The sequence below is a fragment of the Corallococcus carmarthensis genome (genome assembly GCF_003611695.1).
GTDB classification, from domain to species: Bacteria; Myxococcota; Myxococcia; order Myxococcales; family Myxococcaceae; genus Corallococcus; species Corallococcus carmarthensis.
The window spans coordinates 49,969-64,633 of the sequence record NZ_RAWE01000013.1; the positions used below are offsets into that span (position 1 = coordinate 49,969).

Genomic DNA, 14,665 nt, shown 5'->3' on the forward strand with positions numbered 1-14,665 from the left:
GAGGGAACCGAATCCGGGCAGTGTCGCCATGGCGGAAGGCTCCGGCAACGACGGAATGGGGACCTGTTCACCGGGCGGAGCCGGAGGGCGGGCGGAGACTCCCAGGAGTGGGCGGGCGTCCCTACGTTGCAGGGACCATGAGCGAGCTTACGGACGAGTTGCTGCCCCAGCCGGGGGCGCATGGGTTCGACGGCGGCGACGAGACGCGCAAGCACGAGATGCAGGGCCCGTTCGAACTGCCACCCGGGCCCGAGGGCTTCTCGTTCGCGCTCTACCAGGCCACGGGCGTGGGGCTGTCGCCGGGGCACCGGATGCACCTCCTGGAGAACAGCCAGGTCTTCGACCGGATGTTGGAGGACATCCGCGCGGCGAAGCACAGCGTGCACATGCTCATCTACATCTGGCGGCCGTGCGAGCTGTCGGACCGGTTCGTGGAGGCGTTGATTGAACGCTCGCGCGCGGGTGTGCAGTGCCGCGTGGTGGTGGATCCGGTGGGCAGCGAGGAGACGACCGGGGACAAGGACTTCGACCAGCAGATCGAGAAGCGGCTGACGGACGCGGGCGTGGAGGTGCACTACTACCGGCTGCTCGCGGGCAAGGTGCTGGGGCGGCTGTTGAGCCGGTCGCACCAGAAGATCGTCGTGGTGGACGGGCGCATCGCGTACACGGGCGGCTTCGGCATCTGGAAGGTGTGGGAGGGGGACGGGCTGAAGCCGGACAACTGGCGCGACACGCACATCCGCGTGGAGGGGCCGGAGGTGCGGCGCATCCAGGTGACGTTCTCCAAGCACTGGATTGAGTCGGGCGGAGGGTTCCTGCCGCGCGATTGCTTCCCGGAGCTGAAGGCGGACGGCGGCGGGTGCGCGGCGTTCATCGACAGCGCCGGGCGGTTGGGCATCACCGAGGCGGAGCGGATGGTGCGGCTGGTGGTGGCGGCGGCGACGAAGCGGCTGTGGATCGCCAACGCGTACTTCACGCCGCCCAACGACATCCTGGAGCAGCTGGAGGTGAAGGTCCGGCAGGGCGTGGACGTGCGGGTGCTGGGCCCGGGACCGAACCACGACGTGCCAGTGGTGCGCGCGTCGCAGCGGTCCACGTACGAGCGGCTCCTGGCGGCGGGGGTGCGCATCTGGGAGTACCAGCCGGCGATGCTGCACTCGAAGACGATGCTGGTGGACGACTGGCTGTGTGTCGTGGGCTCCACGAACATGGACTCGCTGTCGCTCAACAAGTTGAGCGAAGGGTCGCTGGTGTTCGAGGACCGGGAGATTGCTTCGAAGCTGGAGGGGTGCTGGGAGAAGGACGTGCGGCACTCGAAGGAGATCTCGCTGGAGAACGGCGGCCGGACGAACCCGTGGCGGAGGTTCGCGCGGCGGGCCACGCAGTGGGCGGGGCACGACCGGTAGCGGCGTTCCTCAGCGGTGGGAGGTGACGCCCTCCTGCCGGCAGTAGGGGAGGACGGGACAGGTGGAGCACTTCGGGCGGTTGCCGGTGCACACGTGTTTGCCGAAAGGGACGAGGAGCCGGTTGAGCTCCACCCAGTAGGGGCGGGGGAGCACGGCTTCGAGCGCGGCCAGGGTGCGTTCCGGGGTGGAGGCCTTCACGTAGCCCCAGCGGTTGGTGACGCGGTGGACGTGGATGTCCACGCTGATGACTTCGTGGCTGCAAGCGATGCCGAGCGCCAGGTGCGCGCACTTGGGGCCCACGCCCTTGAAGGACTGGAGCACGTCCGCGTCGGCGGGGAGCTGGCCGTGGAACTCGTCGCGCGTGCGCACCGCGATGGCGTGGACCTGCCAGGCCTTGCCTTCGTGGAAGGTGGCGGGGCGGATGAGGGCGTCGATCTCTTCCGGCGTGAGGCGCGCGAGGGCTTCGGGCGTGTGCGCTCGGCTCAGGAGGCGGAGGGACGCGGGGAGGCTGATCTCATCGAGCGTGCGGATGGAGAGGATGCACGCGATGAGCTGTTCGAAGAGGGAGCCATGGCCCTTGGCGGCGAGCTCGAACATGGCCGCGTCCGCGAAGGAGCGGACTTCATGGCGCACGCGGCGGAGGACCTCCTCGATGTCGAACGGGAGATTGTCCGTGTTCGACGGAGCGGAGTGCGCGGTGCGGGCGCTCTGGGCGCGCGGTGCACGCAGGGGTGCTGACGTCGTCGTGGACCGGGGCTGCTTCTTGGCCGCCATGCGGGCCTCCTGACCTGGGAAGTTGGGTCTGGAGGACGTGACGTGCCGGGCGTACTTGCCGGGCCGGTGGGCGGGCGGTCAGGCTGGTGAGGTGATGCGGCAACGTTACTACTCCATCCTGTGGAGCCTCCTTGGGCTGGTACTCGCCTGCGCGAGCCCCAGGCTCTACTTCCTGAGCAGTGAACTGCCTCAACTGGAGAACAACCCGAGGTTGATTGTCGCGCCTGGGCCCTGGACGCATCCGGATGTCCCCGTGGTGTACGCGGACATGGGCGCTGTCCCTGATGACTTGGTGCTACCCGCACTCAAGACCTTGATGGCACTTCCTGGGGCCACGGATGCGTGTGACGCGAACACAGGACGCCCGCGACCCGATGCCACCGAGTATTGCCTCGCCGTGTATCGGACGCCGAAGGACTGGCGTGTCTCCTGGCCCGTCCGCAAACAGATAGGGGAGCGAGGAGGCTGTCAGTCCCCGATGGGAGGTGTCGTGGATCAGGACTTCGGAAGCGACCTGCCCATCTTCGGCTTCGCGCACAACCATCCGTGTGGGACGGACATGAGCAGTGCGGACCTGCGGGTGTTTCCAGCGGTCAGACTTGGCGAGGCCCGCTGCGAGCCCGCTCCTCCCAGCAATATCGGTTCGACCCTTTCTCCTCCGAAGTGCTACCCACGATGATGCGGGTTCATCGTCTCCGCGGGCGAGGTGCCACTTGCTGAAGCCTCATCACGTCCTGCTGCTGGTGTCGCTCGTGGCGGATGGCGGAAGCCCGCCCTCTCGAACCGATGCCGGGACTCCTGCGAGGCCGGATGGGGGAGTCGTGGCCGCAGCTTCGGATGCAGGCATCCAGTGGCCCACGGACTTGCGCCCGCTCGCGACGCTGGAGGGGCCCGCGGTCATGGCGGCCCATGCCGTGCTCCAGCGCGTCCTTTCCAGTTTCCCCAAACAGGACGCGGGGGCGTGTGAGTCGTCTGCCCGCTCGCTGGACGTGGTGGTGGGCCTGGAGGGGGGCGTCTACTTTGTCCGGGTCGATCGACGGCTCGACCGATGTGGATGGCCCGTGGGCAGCCAGCTGGAGTTCGACTGGTTCGAGCTGTACGCGGTGTCACCCGAGGGCAAGGTCCTTGGGCGGCGCGCGTTCATGCCGTAGCGCTCAGGCGGGCGGGGTGAGGTTCATCGCGTACCAGCGGTCGCAGCCGAAGTGGCCGGTGCGGCCCATGGGGGCGCAGAGCGGTTCGAAGCCGACCTTGCGGTAGAGCTTCTGGGCCTGCTCCATGCCTCCCAGCGTTTCCAGGTAGCACTGCTTGAAGCCGGCGCTTCGCGCGAACTCCAGACAGTGTCTCAACAAGCGCTCGCCCATGCCGTGGCCCCGGGCCGTGGGCAGGAAGTACATCTTGCGCAGCTCGCAGACGTCCGGCGCGCCTCCGTCCAGCGGCGCGATGCCCGCGCCTCCCACCACCTGGCCCCCATGCTCCACGATGAAATACACGTGCCGGGGACGGCCGTAGGCCGCGCTCATCGCGTCCACTTCCGGGTCGTGGATCGCGAAGCCCGGGCCGTCCGCTCCGAACTCCGGCATCACCGCGCGGATGACCGCGGCCATCGCCGCGTCGTCCCGGGCCTCGATGGGCCGCAACGTCAGTTCCGTGCTCATGACCTCCACGGTCCCATGACTCCGCCCCGCCGGCCAGCGGCGTCGGGTGTGCACGTGTGCAGCGCCCTGCACAACCGCCACGCGCCCGACGCACCCCGGTGGGTTTCAATCCCGTGCCCTTCCAGGGCATTGTGCGTGGCACGGTCGTTGTAGAGGGGGAAGCACCATGTACTGTCCTGCCTGCCGACAAGAACGCCTGGGAAGCGCGTCCCAGTGCGTCGTCTGTGGCAATCGTCTCGCCGCCAGAGCCCGGTCCGCCATCGAGGCCGAGCTCGCGCATGTCCACTTCCTCCTGGACGAGGTGCGACGCTGGGACGCCCACGACGTTCCGATCCACGTCGGCCGCCGCCTCACCGAGCGCTACGAGCGCCAGGCCCGCATCCTCCTCTCCGTCCTCACCGAGATTCCCGTCGACGCGCTGACGTCCGCGCCCGTCGAGCCTCGCGACGAGGCCGTGGCGCCTCAGGCGATGGGGGAGGGGGCTGTCGCCCTCGGCCCCGTGGCGTTCTCCACCGGGGACGCTGCTTCCGCTGAAGTGCCTGTCGCGCACGGCGTGAGCTCCGATGCCGAAGAGGCCTCCGTCGCGCATGCGGCTGCGAATGTCGTCGCGGAGGCTGGCTCCGAGCCTTTCGTCGCGGGTGCCGCTGCTCCTGACGCTCACGCCTCCGTCGCCAACGACGCTGTCTCCGAAGCTCCGACCGCTCACGCCTCCGTCGCCAACGACGCTGTCTCCGAAGCTCCGAACGCTTCCGCCGCTGTCACCGACGCTTCAGCGCCCCCTGCCGCGACCAGCGCCTCCGCCGTCCGCTTCACCACGCTCGACCTCGCCGCGGCCCTGGGGATCGCCCCTCCGTCTCCCGGGCTCCCCCGCGCCGCTCACGCTTCGAACGCGGCCCGTGCTTCTGCCGAGTCCCGCACGCGGGCCTTGAACGAACAGCGCGCGGCCCGCCAGTTGCCCCCGAACCCGGGCGAAGCGTTCATGGAGCCTCCCGCTCCGAACAGCCGCACCGCCCGCCTCGTCGAGGAGACCTCGACGTGGAGCCGCGTGTGGCGGCCGTTCCTCTACGAGAGCATCGCGTGGTTCATCGGCGCGTTCCTCATCCTCTCCGGCACGCTCTACTTCGTCTTCGAGTCCTGGGCCGGGATGACGTCCGTCACCCGCTCGCTCACGGTCTTCCTCATGACCGTGGGCTACTCCGTCGGCTTCTCCGTCTGGGGCGGCTACCTCGCCCGCCGTGAATCGCTGCGCAAGCCGGGCCACATCCTGGGCCTCATCGGTTCCGCCGTGGCTCCGCTCGGTGGCCTCGCGCTGGGGCCCATGGGCTTCGGTGAAGCCCTCCAACTCGACGGCGTGCGCCCCGTGCTGCTCGTGCCGCTCCTCTTCGCCTGGTCCGGCGCCGCGGCCTGGCTCGCCCGCAAGCCCGCAGAGTCCTTCGACGCGCCCTCCCGGCCGTTCATCCAGCTGGGCCTCGTCGGCGCCACGCTCATCATGGGCCTGGCCCCGCTGGCCGCGCGCCTGGGGGCCCCTGCGGTGTGGCTCAACGCCCTGCCGTGCATCCTCTTCTTCCTGCTGTCGAGCAAGGCCCTCACCACCCCGCGCAAGGGTGATGCGCTCGCCTTCGCGCTCGCCGCGCCTCTGTACCTCACCGCGCTGTTCGCCATCCGCCTGCACCTGGCGCTGGGCGCCGAGGGCACCTCCGTCCCTCCAGGCACCTACGCGCCCTTCGTCGCGTTCCTGCTCGCCACCTGCCTGCGCTTCCGCACGCTCGACGAGAAGCGCGCCGCGGATCCGCTCGCGGTCCTCATCATCGCGCTCCAGGTGGCCTGCCTCGCGGGCGCCATCACCGGCACGAAGCCCGCCTTCTTCTTCACCGCCGCCATCTTCACCGGCACGGTCGTGTCGCTGTCGCGCGGCCCCGTGAACCGCCTGCCGTGGCTCTACCCGGCGTACGTGGGCGCCTACTTCAGCTATGCGTCCAGCGCGCAGTTGATCCCGCACGCGCTCACCCTCCTCATCAATGCCCTCAAGACGCGCATGGGCTACCCGCCCTCGGCGCCGCTGCCCCTCCACTACGGCGCGCTGACGGCCCTTCCGTTCGTGCTCGCGGGGCTGGTGCTCGCGTTCTTCTCCCAGAAGCGCGGCGAGCGCACCGGTGACGCGCGTTCCCTGGGGGTCGCGGACGTGCTGCTGCGAGCCACCACCTGGGCCGCGCCCGCGTTCGCGCTCTACTCGCACCTGGGCGCCGACTCGCGTCCCTCCTTCTTCGCCACGCTGGCCCTGGCCGTGATGTCCCTGGGCGCGGGCCTGCTGTTCAAGCGCTTCCCGCTGTCCGCCGTGGGCTCGGTGCTCTTCGGCCTCCTGCCCTTCACCGCCTTCCGCGTCTACGGCGCGGGCACCGCGGCCGTCGTGGCGGGCGTGTTGGCCCTGGGCCTCGCGGGCCTTGTCTGGCGGCTCACGGACGAGCGCACGCGGCGCTTCGTCTCCGCCGTGGTCGGCGTCATCGCGACATGCGGCTTCGCCATCGCGCTCGGCACGACGCCTGTCGCCGCGCCCGTCGTGGGCATGACGCTGGGAGGCGCGGGCGTGCTGGTGGCCGCGCTGCGGCTGCGCGACGAGCGCTACCTGGCCTACGGCGCGTTCCTCGCGGGTGCCATCCTGCCGAAGCTCGCCGCGGTCCACTCCACGCAGGCGCTGCTCGCGACGATGGTGGGCGGCTCGCTGGTGCTGGCGCTCCTGGGCGAGCGTGGCGGCCTGTTCAAGCGGTTCGGTGTGCCGGGCCTCCTGTACGCGGGGCTCGCCGTGATGTGGGGCCTGGTCGATCAGGCCTTCATGGGGCCCGTGCTCCTCACCGCCGCCGCGTCCGTGGCGGTGACCTCCCGCAGCTTCCCCGGCGTGCGGCCGTTCGCGGTCGTGCTCGTGGGCTTCGCGCTCCTGCCGGATGTGCCGCACGTGTACACCGCATGGGGTCTGCCGCCGGGGCTGTCGCTGGGACTGCTCATCCTGGGGTCGCTCGTGGCCTCCATCGTCGCCGCGCGCAAGGGGAAGAGCGCGAGCACCACCACCGCGGGCATCCTCGCGCTCCTCCTGCCGCTCTTGCCGGTGGCCCTGTCCCGTTCCGGTGATGGGTCCGTGTTCCTGATGGGCGCGGCGCTGGCGGCGCTGTTCACCGCCCGGACCCTGCCCGTGACGCTGGGCCTGGTGCTGGCCACCCTCGAGGCCACCTTCGCGCTGCACGCGTCCGGCCCGCTGGCCCTGGTGGGGCTCGCCGCGTTCCTCAGTGTCCTGGCCCTCCTGGAGGAAGTGCCCGCCGTGCGGCGCATCGCCGCGGGCGGCGAGTCCTTCCGCGTCGTCTCCGCGGTGGGCGCGATGGTGGTGCTGGCGGACGCCTCGTGGGCGTGGCACGGGCACGCGCTGTCGGAGCTCCGCGGCGCCATCCCGCTCGCGCTCCTCGGTCCAGCGCTGCTGCCACTCCTGTGGACGCGCGCGCTGCGCCATCCCTTCGCCGCGGCGCTGATGGTGCCCTACGGCGTGTTGACGTTGACGGCCTGGCACCCGCCCTTCGGGTGGACCGCGCTGCTGCCGCTCTTCCCGCTGCTCGTGGTGCGCATCGTGGAGCATGTGCCCGCCGTGGCCTCGCTGCTCCTGGGCTCGCGCGAGGAAGGCCCGCGCCACGAGTTGTCGAAGTGGATGCAGGTGGCGGTCGCGTGCCTGGGCGGCCTGGTGCTGTTGATTCCGGAGTCGGAAGTGGGGCAGCGCACGGCCCTCTTCTGCGCCATCGCGCTGGTGCCCATGACGGGCCCGCTGCCGTCCGTCCGGGTCATCGCCGCGTCCCTGCTGCTGCTGTTCCTCCCGGAAGCGCGGCCCTGGGCCACCGGCCTGTTGCTGGCCCTGGCGTTGGCTGAGCATCACGCGCCCCAGGCCCTGTCCTCCTTCTTCCGCGGCCCTCGTGACACGGCGCTGCGTGTTGCCGCGACGGGCTCGGCCCTGGCCGTGGCGGGGGTGTCCACGCTGGTGTCGCCGACTCCTGGCGCGCTCGCGGTGCTGGGCGCTGTCGTGCTGGTGTCCGCGTTCCTGCTGTCGCAGCGCTGGCTGCTCACGGCGGCGGTGGCGGCGTTCGCGCTGGCGCCGCTGGGCCAGACGGCGGACCTGGCGGTGGGCATGTGGCGTCCGGAGGGCGGCCTGCTCGTCGCGGCCGTGGGCCTGGCCTCCGCGCTGCTGTCCGCGCTGTGCCAGTCCGGCGCCGTGCAGCGCACGCTGACGAACGTCACCGCGCGCCTGACGCCCGGCATCGAGGGCACCTGGAGCGAGCCGCTGTGGGCCGGCGGCGCTGGCACCGTGGCGCTGCTCGTGGGCCTGCGTCTGGTGGACGCGGGCCCGGGGGCGCTGCCCCTGTCCGTGGCGCTGGTCGCGGGTGCCGCGTCGCTGACGCTGATGGTGACGCGCGAGCGCTTGATGATGAACGCCGCCACGGCGCTGCTCGGGCTGGTGCTGGTCGCCGCCGTGCCGCCGCTGTGGGCGCCCGCGGTGGTGGCGGGCACGGGCCTGCTGCTGGCGGCCGTGGGCTTCGCGCTGGACAAGCGCGGCGTGGAGGTTGGCGCGGCGCTGCACCACGGCGGCGCGCTGCTGGCGCTGCTGTCACTGGCGGGCCTGCGCTCGCTGAAGCACCCGGGCATGCCGCTGTGCGTGCTCTTCGCGTGGGCCACGGCGTGGGTGGTGGTGCTGCGCCGCCGGGACCGCGAGTGGGTGGGGTGGCTGGCGTCCCTCTTCGCCGTGCACGCCTTCATCCTGAACCATGGGGCAACGCACTCCACCGGCCGGGGCGCGGAGTTCATCATCCCGTACTTCGCCGCGGCGACGGCGCTGCTCGCCACGCTGGTGCTGTCCGTGGCGGGCAAGGCGGTGCGCGGGCGCATGGGGCGGGCGTTCTCCATCATCGCGCTCGTGGAGGTGCTGTTCGCGGTGCTGGCGGTGCACGTGCCGGGTGGCGCGGCGCGCGAGGCGTGGGTGGCGTGCGGCGGGCTCGTGTTCCTGTTGTTCGCCCTGGTGCGCCACGCGGCGCGCGAGCAGGACGAAGCCGCCGCGTGGCTCGCGCAGGCGGTGGTGGCGCTGGGCTACTTCAGCGTGCGCTTCATGGGCCTGGGCTCAAGCCCCGACGCCGCGGACAGCCTGATGTCCATCATGGGGGGCGCGGCCTTCATTGGCCTGTACCTCTTCGTGCGGCGCGAGGGCGCGGGCCTCGAGGCCTTCCGCCGTCCCGCCGTGGCGGGCGCGTGGCTCTTCCCGCTGGCGGGCCTGCTGACGGTGCCGTGGAGCCAGCCCTTCGTGGCGATGGCGCTGCTCGTGGGCTACGCGGCGCACTTCGCGGCGCTCGGGGCGTTCACGAAGCAGAAGGGCGCGGCGTCCTTGATGTCCGTCGCCGCCTTCAACACGGCGCTGTACCTCGTGTGGCTGGGCACCGGCTCCGGCGAGCCGCAGTACTACGTCATCCCCGCGGGCCTCTCCCTGCTCCTGCTGCTGCGCGTCTTCCGCAAGAGCCTGTCGCAGGACGCCTACGCGCAGCTGCGCGCCCTGGCGGTGACGGGCATCTACGTGGCGGGCGCCTGGAAGCCGCTGCTCTTCAACGACGGCGAGGCGATGCTCCTGTGCGTCTTTCTCTGCCTCGTGGGCGTGGGCGCGGGCATCGCGCTGAGGATCCGCTCCTACGTGTACCTGGGCTCGGCGTTCCTGGTGACGGCGGTGGCGGCCAACCTGGTGCGCTTCGGCATGCGCGACCACCGCATCGGCGCCCTGTTCCTGTCCATGCTGGGCCTGCTGGTGGTGGGATTCATGGTGGTGCTCAGCGCCCACCGCGCCACCCTGCTCCAGAAGTACGGGCGGGTGCGCGACCTGCTCGCGACCTGGGAGGGATGATCCCTGTTTGACGTAAAACGATTCCGGGGTTGAATGCGTCCGCGTTCACCCCCGGAGGACTTGTTGCTGCTGCGCCGTTCGTCGCTCGTCACCCTGATGTCGCTGGGCTGCCTGGTGGGTTGTGCGCACGTCCCGGACGCCGCGCCTCGCATGGCGGTGGAACTCCCGGTCTCGGCCGCTATCCGCTCCCCCGTCGTTGAAGCACCAAGGGGCGCGCCGGTGGGCGCGGAGGGCGCACTTGGCGTGAAGGCCGAAGCCCCTCCTCCGCTGGCCTTCGTGACGCCGGAAGGCAGCGAGGGGCTGGCCGCGCTGCTGGACGCCGACCCGCACCCGGTGCCGGAGGAGGCGGGCGTCATCGCGGCGGCGCTGGAGGCCGCGGCGCTCTTCACCGGGCCCACGCAGGGGCCGGGCGGATTCTGGGAGGAGCTGCTGCCGCCCCCGTCGAAGCAGGCGCGCGGCATCGTGGCGCGCGCGGCGCAGCTGGTGGGCGCGCGGCGGTTGGACCGCTCGGTGCCCAATGACTGTTCGGGGCTGGTGCGGCTGGCCTACCTGCAGGCCGGCATCGACCTGGTGGCGCACGGCTTCCTCGCGGGCGAGAACGCGGTGACGGGCATCTTCCGTCGCGCGCAAGCCGCCAACGCGGTGCACCGGCTGAACCCGCGTCCGGGCGACCTGGCGTTCTTCAAGGAGACGTACGACCGCAACCGCGACGGCAAGCGCAACGACGGCATGACGCACATCGCGGTCGTGGAGGCCGTGGCGCCGGACGGCACCGTGACGTTCATCCACCGGGGCGGCAAGGGCGTGGCGCGCAGCCACATGAACCTGGCGTTCCCCACGGTGCACCGGCTGAACTCCGGTGCGCTGCTCAACGATTTCATCCGGCCGGCGAGCAAGGGGATGCGCGCGTACCTCGCGGGCGAGCTGTTCGTCGCGTTCGCTTCACCTGGAGGTTTGTAGTCTCACGGCAGTCAGTCTCAATGGCTCGCACCGCGAGCGCGTTTGAATCCCTGCGCGGGTGTGGCGTCATCCCGCGCATGAGATTGCCCCTGCCGCTGCTCCTCGGAAGCCTGCTGCTGTCGTCCGGCTGCATCGTGGCGGAGACGCGCCCTTCGCGTCCTTCGCGTCCGCCTCCGAGGCCGCCCCCGTCACGTCCGGTGGCGATGGGCTACGACGAGGCCGTGCGGCGCGGGTTCGACCAGTGCCGTTCCCGCGGTTACCGCTGCGAGTTGCAGGAGGCGCACCTCACCGGCAACGACGTGTGGAAGGTGAAGTTCCGCGTGGATGGCCGGGGCGAGAAGGGGCACCTGCACCTGGACTACGACGCGTACTCGCGCAACCTCATCAAGGTGAACGACAAGGTGAAGGACAAGGGCGGCCGCGACTGGGACGACGACGATGACGGCCCGGGGCGTGGCAAGAAGAAGGGCCACGCGCACCGGGACGACTGATCCGCCGCGTTTCCTAGCGCGAGGCCTTCTTCAGCAGGGCCTCGGTGTGGTCGAGCAGCTCCGGTCCGCCGGGCTGTTCATGGCCGGGCACGACGATGCGGGCGTTGGGGAAGTGCTCGCGCGCGGCCTTGAAGCTCGCGGGCCACGCGGCGACGTCCGCGTCCTCCAGGTTGCCCATGGCCTTCGCCTTGGCGTCGCGGATGAAGCAGCCGCCGTAGAGGACGCCCGAGGCCGGGTGCATGACGACGAGGTTGTCGGGCGTGTGGCCGGCGCCGGGGAAGAACACCGACAGCGGTCCGAAGTCCTGCGCGTCCGCCAGCCGCTTCGAGGGAACGGGGTTGCCCTGCTTGCCAGCACGGAGCGCGGTGTCCTCGCGTCCATGGACGGGGATGCCCTGGGCGTCGAGCGTGGGAATGCCGCCGGTCCGGTCGACGTGGAAGTGCGTCACCAGCGCGGCGCGCACGGGATGGTGGAGCGTGTCCTTTGCCCAGGTGAGCAGCGCCTTGGACTGCTCCGGCGTCCAGCCGGTGTCGACGAGGATGGACGCGTCACCGTCTTCCACGAGGAGCCCGTTCGCGGCGGTGCCGCCCCAGTCCTTGCCGGCGTTCGTGATGTGCATCCAGACGCCGGGGGCGATGCGGCGCACGCGCACGTCCTTCGCGAGCACGGTCTCCTCCTGCTTGGGGGCCTTGGAGGTCTTGGGAGGCGCCGCGGAGGCGGTGGAGGCGCAAGCGAGGACGGCGAGCAGGGTGATGCAGCGCAGTGGCTTCATGGGGCTCCTGAGAAGGGAACGCATGGGAGGCCCGCCGCGAATGCAAACCGTATGCACAACGGATCCGCCGCGCTTCCATTCAGGAACCCGGGCGGGCACGCGGCTCCTGGGCCACACGCGCGTCCGGGGAGCCACGCCAGCGCTCAGGGCGCGGACTTCTTCTTCAGATCTTCAATGGCCCGGCTGAGAATCTGCGTGTTGCAGGCCTTGCCACCATTGGACGGCTTCTGAGGGGCTTGCTCCAGCGCGCGCGTGAGGGCGGGCAGGGCGGCGGGGTCGCCCAGGCTCCCCAGCCGCTGGGCCGCCTTCGTGCGCACGTTGCAGTCACTGGACTCCAACGCCGCGGAATAGAGCCCCAGGCGGTCCAGGCCTGGATGCTCCTTCCAGTCCAGGTAGCGCAGCGCGCCCCACTGCTTCGTCGAAGGCTGCCCCCGGGTCAGGGACTCCAGGTGCGAATGCACCGTGGGGGCAGGCAGGGCGTCCAGGGCCCTGCGCGCGGAGAGGTCCTTCTCGTTGTCCCCGAAGTCCTCCGCCAGCCCGTCCAGGAGCGCCATCTCGGGCGCCGTCTGGCCTTCCTTGTCCAGGCCCAGGATGAGGGCGTGCTCTTCGTTGTGCGCGCCCACCGAGTGCTTCGCCATCGCGCGCAGCCGTGTCGTCTCCGCGCCCTTCGGCGCATCTGGCGCATCCAACTGCTGGAGTGCCTCCTTGGGCTTGCCGTCCTTCAGCAATGCGCGCGCCCGCACCCGCGGATCATTCGCGTGCACCGTCCAGGCGACGCCCGCCACCAGCAGCACCAGGGCGCCCGCGACGCCAGCCAGCACGCGCGGACGCTGACGCAGGAAGGCCATGCCCTTGCGCGCCTTCGTGCGCAGTCCGGCCATGCCCTCGCGCGCCTTCGTGCGCAGGCCGTCCAGCGGTGACTGCTTCGTCCCGTCCTCCGGGATGCCCAGCGCCGCGCCGAACGGCGAGCCCTCCGCCGCGCGCGTCACCCGGTAGAGCTGCACCTTCTCGTCGCGGCCGGGCAGGGGGATGGTGCCGCAGGGCTCGGCGGAGGCCTCGGCGCGGTTTCGCACCATGTTCACGGCTTCGGTGAAGGTCACCTCGTCCGCGGCGGCCACGTGCTCCACCGCCTTCACCACTTCCATCGGCTCGCCGAGCACCGCGTCGTTCGTCACCAGCACTTCGCCCGCATGCAGGCACACGCGGATGTGGAGCTGGTGCTCGAGCGGAACCGTCTGGTTGTAGCGCCACAACGCCTGCTGCATCGCCATGCCGCAGCGGATGGAGGTGGACGGGGCGCGGAAGACCGCCAGCAACGCGTCGCCGCGCTTCTGCACCAGCTTCCCGTCGTGTTCACGCACCAGCGGCATCAACAGCCGGTCGTGCGTGTCCAGCATCCGCGCGTTCTCCTCGTGCGTCTGCCGGCTCATGCGGTCGGTGAAGCCCTGGATGTCGGTGAGCATCACCGTCACGTTCTGCGCCTTCGTCACCGCCGCGCCGCCCGTCACCGAGGGCATCCCGCCCGTCATCCGGGCCGCCGTGCCGAACGCCGCCGTGCCCGTGCGCGGCTGCGACTGCACCGGAGGCGCCGTCACCGAGGGCGCTCCCGGATTCACGCCGAACGCCGCCGTGCCGGAGCCCGGACCCGCGGGCGCGGGATTCACGCCGAACGCCGCCGTGCCCGACCCGGAGAGGGCCGGCGCCGTGTTCATCCCGAAGGCCGCCGTGCCCGAGGAGGGCGTCGCGTGGACGATGGGCGTGCCCTGGCCAGGCGTGAACGCCATCAGCGCCGCATGCGCGATGCCCAGCGCGTCCGCCAGCTCGTTCGCCGTCTGCGGACGCTTCGCCGGGTCCTTGTCCAGCAGCCGCATCACCAGCGACAGCAGCCCCACGTAGCGCGACAGCTGCGGAGCCGCGCGCTCCAGGGGCAGCGGCGCGGACGAGGCGTGCTGGGACAGGAAGTGGCGCGGCGTAGGCCCGTCGAACGGCAGCCGCCCGGACAGCACGCGGTAGGCCAGCACCCCGAACGAGTACAGGTCGCTGCGCGTGTCCACCTTCGCGCCCACCGCCTGCTCCGGGGACAGGTACTCCGGCGTGCCCAGCACCACGCCCACCTGGCTGAGCGCGCTGTTCGCGTCCGGCTCCACCAGCCGCGCGATGCCAAAGTCCAGGAGCCGCGCCTGCTCGCCGCGCACGGACGGGGCGATGAGGACGTTCTCCGGCTTCAGGTCGCGGTGGATGATCCCCTTGTCGTGGATGGCCGCCAAGCCTTCCGCCAACTGCTGGAGCAGCGCCAGCGCCCGGGGCGCGATGAGGGGCCCCCCCTGGAGCGCGTCGTGGAGGCTCTGCCCCTCCACGAACTCCATCACCAGGCACGCGGCGTCGCCGGACTCGCCGAAGTCCACGATGCGCACCACCGCCGGGTGCTCCACCGCGGACAGGAGGCGGGCTTCCCGCTTGAAGCGCTCGGCCATGCCGGCCTGGGCGTGCAGATCGTGGTGCAGGACCTTGATGGCGACCTTGCGGCCCAGCGAGACCTGTTCGCCCAGGTACACCTCACCCATGCCCCCGGAGCCCAAGGGTCCGAGGACCCGGAAACGACCGTCGAGAACCAGTGCGTCGGGGGCCAGCACGGCGCGGCATCTTGCACGGCTTCCGCCTTGGGCGCATGACGTTCCTCCAGGACGGAATCACCT

Annotated in this window: 9 protein-coding genes; 5 read left to right on the forward strand and 4 right to left on the reverse strand. The window is 71.1% G+C overall.

What is annotated here, in order from left to right:
• The first annotated feature begins 137 nt into the window (after positions 1 to 137).
• Positions 138 to 1,406, forward strand: coding sequence for a phospholipase D-like domain-containing protein (locus D7X32_RS06180; RefSeq protein WP_120601571.1), 1,269 nt, complete (start codon positions 138 to 140; stop codon positions 1,404 to 1,406).
• A 9-nt stretch (positions 1,407 to 1,415) separates the two neighbouring features.
• On the opposite strand, the gene D7X32_RS06185 is transcribed toward D7X32_RS06180, so the two are convergent.
• Positions 1,416 to 2,180 carry an endonuclease III domain-containing protein gene (locus tag D7X32_RS06185; protein WP_120601572.1) on the reverse strand — a complete coding sequence of 255 codons (765 nt, stop codon included), beginning with the start codon at positions 2,178 to 2,180 and terminating at the stop codon, positions 1,416 to 1,418.
• 821 nt (positions 2,181 to 3,001) lie between these two features.
• Here D7X32_RS06185 and D7X32_RS06190 point away from each other — a divergent pair.
• Positions 3,002 to 3,331, forward strand: coding sequence for a hypothetical protein (locus tag D7X32_RS06190; protein WP_244238871.1), 330 nt, complete (start codon positions 3,002 to 3,004; stop codon positions 3,329 to 3,331).
• Positions 3,332 to 3,334: 3 nt separating this feature from the next.
• Here the strand turns inward: D7X32_RS06190 and D7X32_RS06195 are convergent, their stop codons facing one another.
• Positions 3,335 to 3,835: a GNAT family N-acetyltransferase gene (locus D7X32_RS06195; RefSeq protein ID WP_120601600.1), complete on the reverse strand. Its 501-nt coding sequence runs from the start codon at positions 3,833 to 3,835 to the stop codon at positions 3,335 to 3,337.
• A 301-nt stretch (positions 3,836 to 4,136) separates the two neighbouring features.
• Here D7X32_RS06195 and D7X32_RS06200 point away from each other — a divergent pair, with 301 nt between their 5' ends.
• The 3 genes from D7X32_RS06200 to D7X32_RS06210 all read left to right on the forward strand — a co-directional run bounded on the left by D7X32_RS06200 (position 4,137) and on the right by D7X32_RS06210 (position 11,197).
• Positions 4,137 to 9,746 carry a hypothetical protein gene (locus D7X32_RS06200; RefSeq protein WP_120601573.1) on the forward strand — a complete coding sequence of 1,870 codons (5,610 nt, stop codon included), beginning with the start codon at positions 4,137 to 4,139 and terminating at the stop codon, positions 9,744 to 9,746.
• 33 nt (positions 9,747 to 9,779) lie between these two features.
• Positions 9,780 to 10,706, forward strand: a complete 927-nt coding sequence (locus D7X32_RS06205) for a CHAP domain-containing protein (RefSeq protein WP_244238872.1) — start codon at positions 9,780 to 9,782, stop codon at positions 10,704 to 10,706.
• A 77-nt stretch (positions 10,707 to 10,783) separates the two neighbouring features.
• Entirely contained in the window at positions 10,784 to 11,197 is a 414-nt protein-coding gene (locus D7X32_RS06210; protein ID WP_244238873.1) for a hypothetical protein, read from the forward strand.
• 13 nt (positions 11,198 to 11,210) lie between these two features.
• Here the strand turns inward: D7X32_RS06210 and blaCOR are convergent, their stop codons facing one another.
• Together blaCOR and D7X32_RS06220 are read right to left on the reverse strand one after the other, a co-directional pair.
• On the reverse strand, positions 11,211 to 11,969 hold the full coding sequence (gene blaCOR, locus D7X32_RS06215) for a COR family subclass B1 metallo-beta-lactamase (protein WP_244238874.1): 759 nt from the start codon (positions 11,967 to 11,969) through the stop codon (positions 11,211 to 11,213).
• Between the two features lie 143 nt (positions 11,970 to 12,112).
• Positions 12,113 to 14,602: a protein kinase domain-containing protein gene (locus tag D7X32_RS06220; protein ID WP_167506446.1), complete on the reverse strand. Its 2,490-nt coding sequence runs from the start codon at positions 14,600 to 14,602 to the stop codon at positions 12,113 to 12,115.
• Between the last annotated feature and the right edge of the window lie 63 nt (positions 14,603 to 14,665).

Coding starts and splice junctions, on each gene's coding strand:
- D7X32_RS06205 (WP_244238872.1), top strand. CDS start 9,780: ATGCGTCCGCGTTCACCCCCGGAGGACTTGTTGCTGCTGCGCCGTTCG.
- D7X32_RS06185 (WP_120601572.1), bottom strand. CDS start 2,180: ATGGCGGCCAAGAAGCAGCCCCGGTCCACGACGACGTCAGCACCCCTG.
- D7X32_RS06180 (WP_120601571.1), top strand. CDS start 138: ATGAGCGAGCTTACGGACGAGTTGCTGCCCCAGCCGGGGGCGCATGGG.
- D7X32_RS06195 (WP_120601600.1), bottom strand. CDS start 3,835: ATGAGCACGGAACTGACGTTGCGGCCCATCGAGGCCCGGGACGACGCG.
- D7X32_RS06210 (WP_244238873.1), top strand. CDS start 10,784: ATGAGATTGCCCCTGCCGCTGCTCCTCGGAAGCCTGCTGCTGTCGTCC.
- blaCOR (WP_244238874.1), bottom strand. CDS start 11,969: ATGAAGCCACTGCGCTGCATCACCCTGCTCGCCGTCCTCGCTTGCGCC.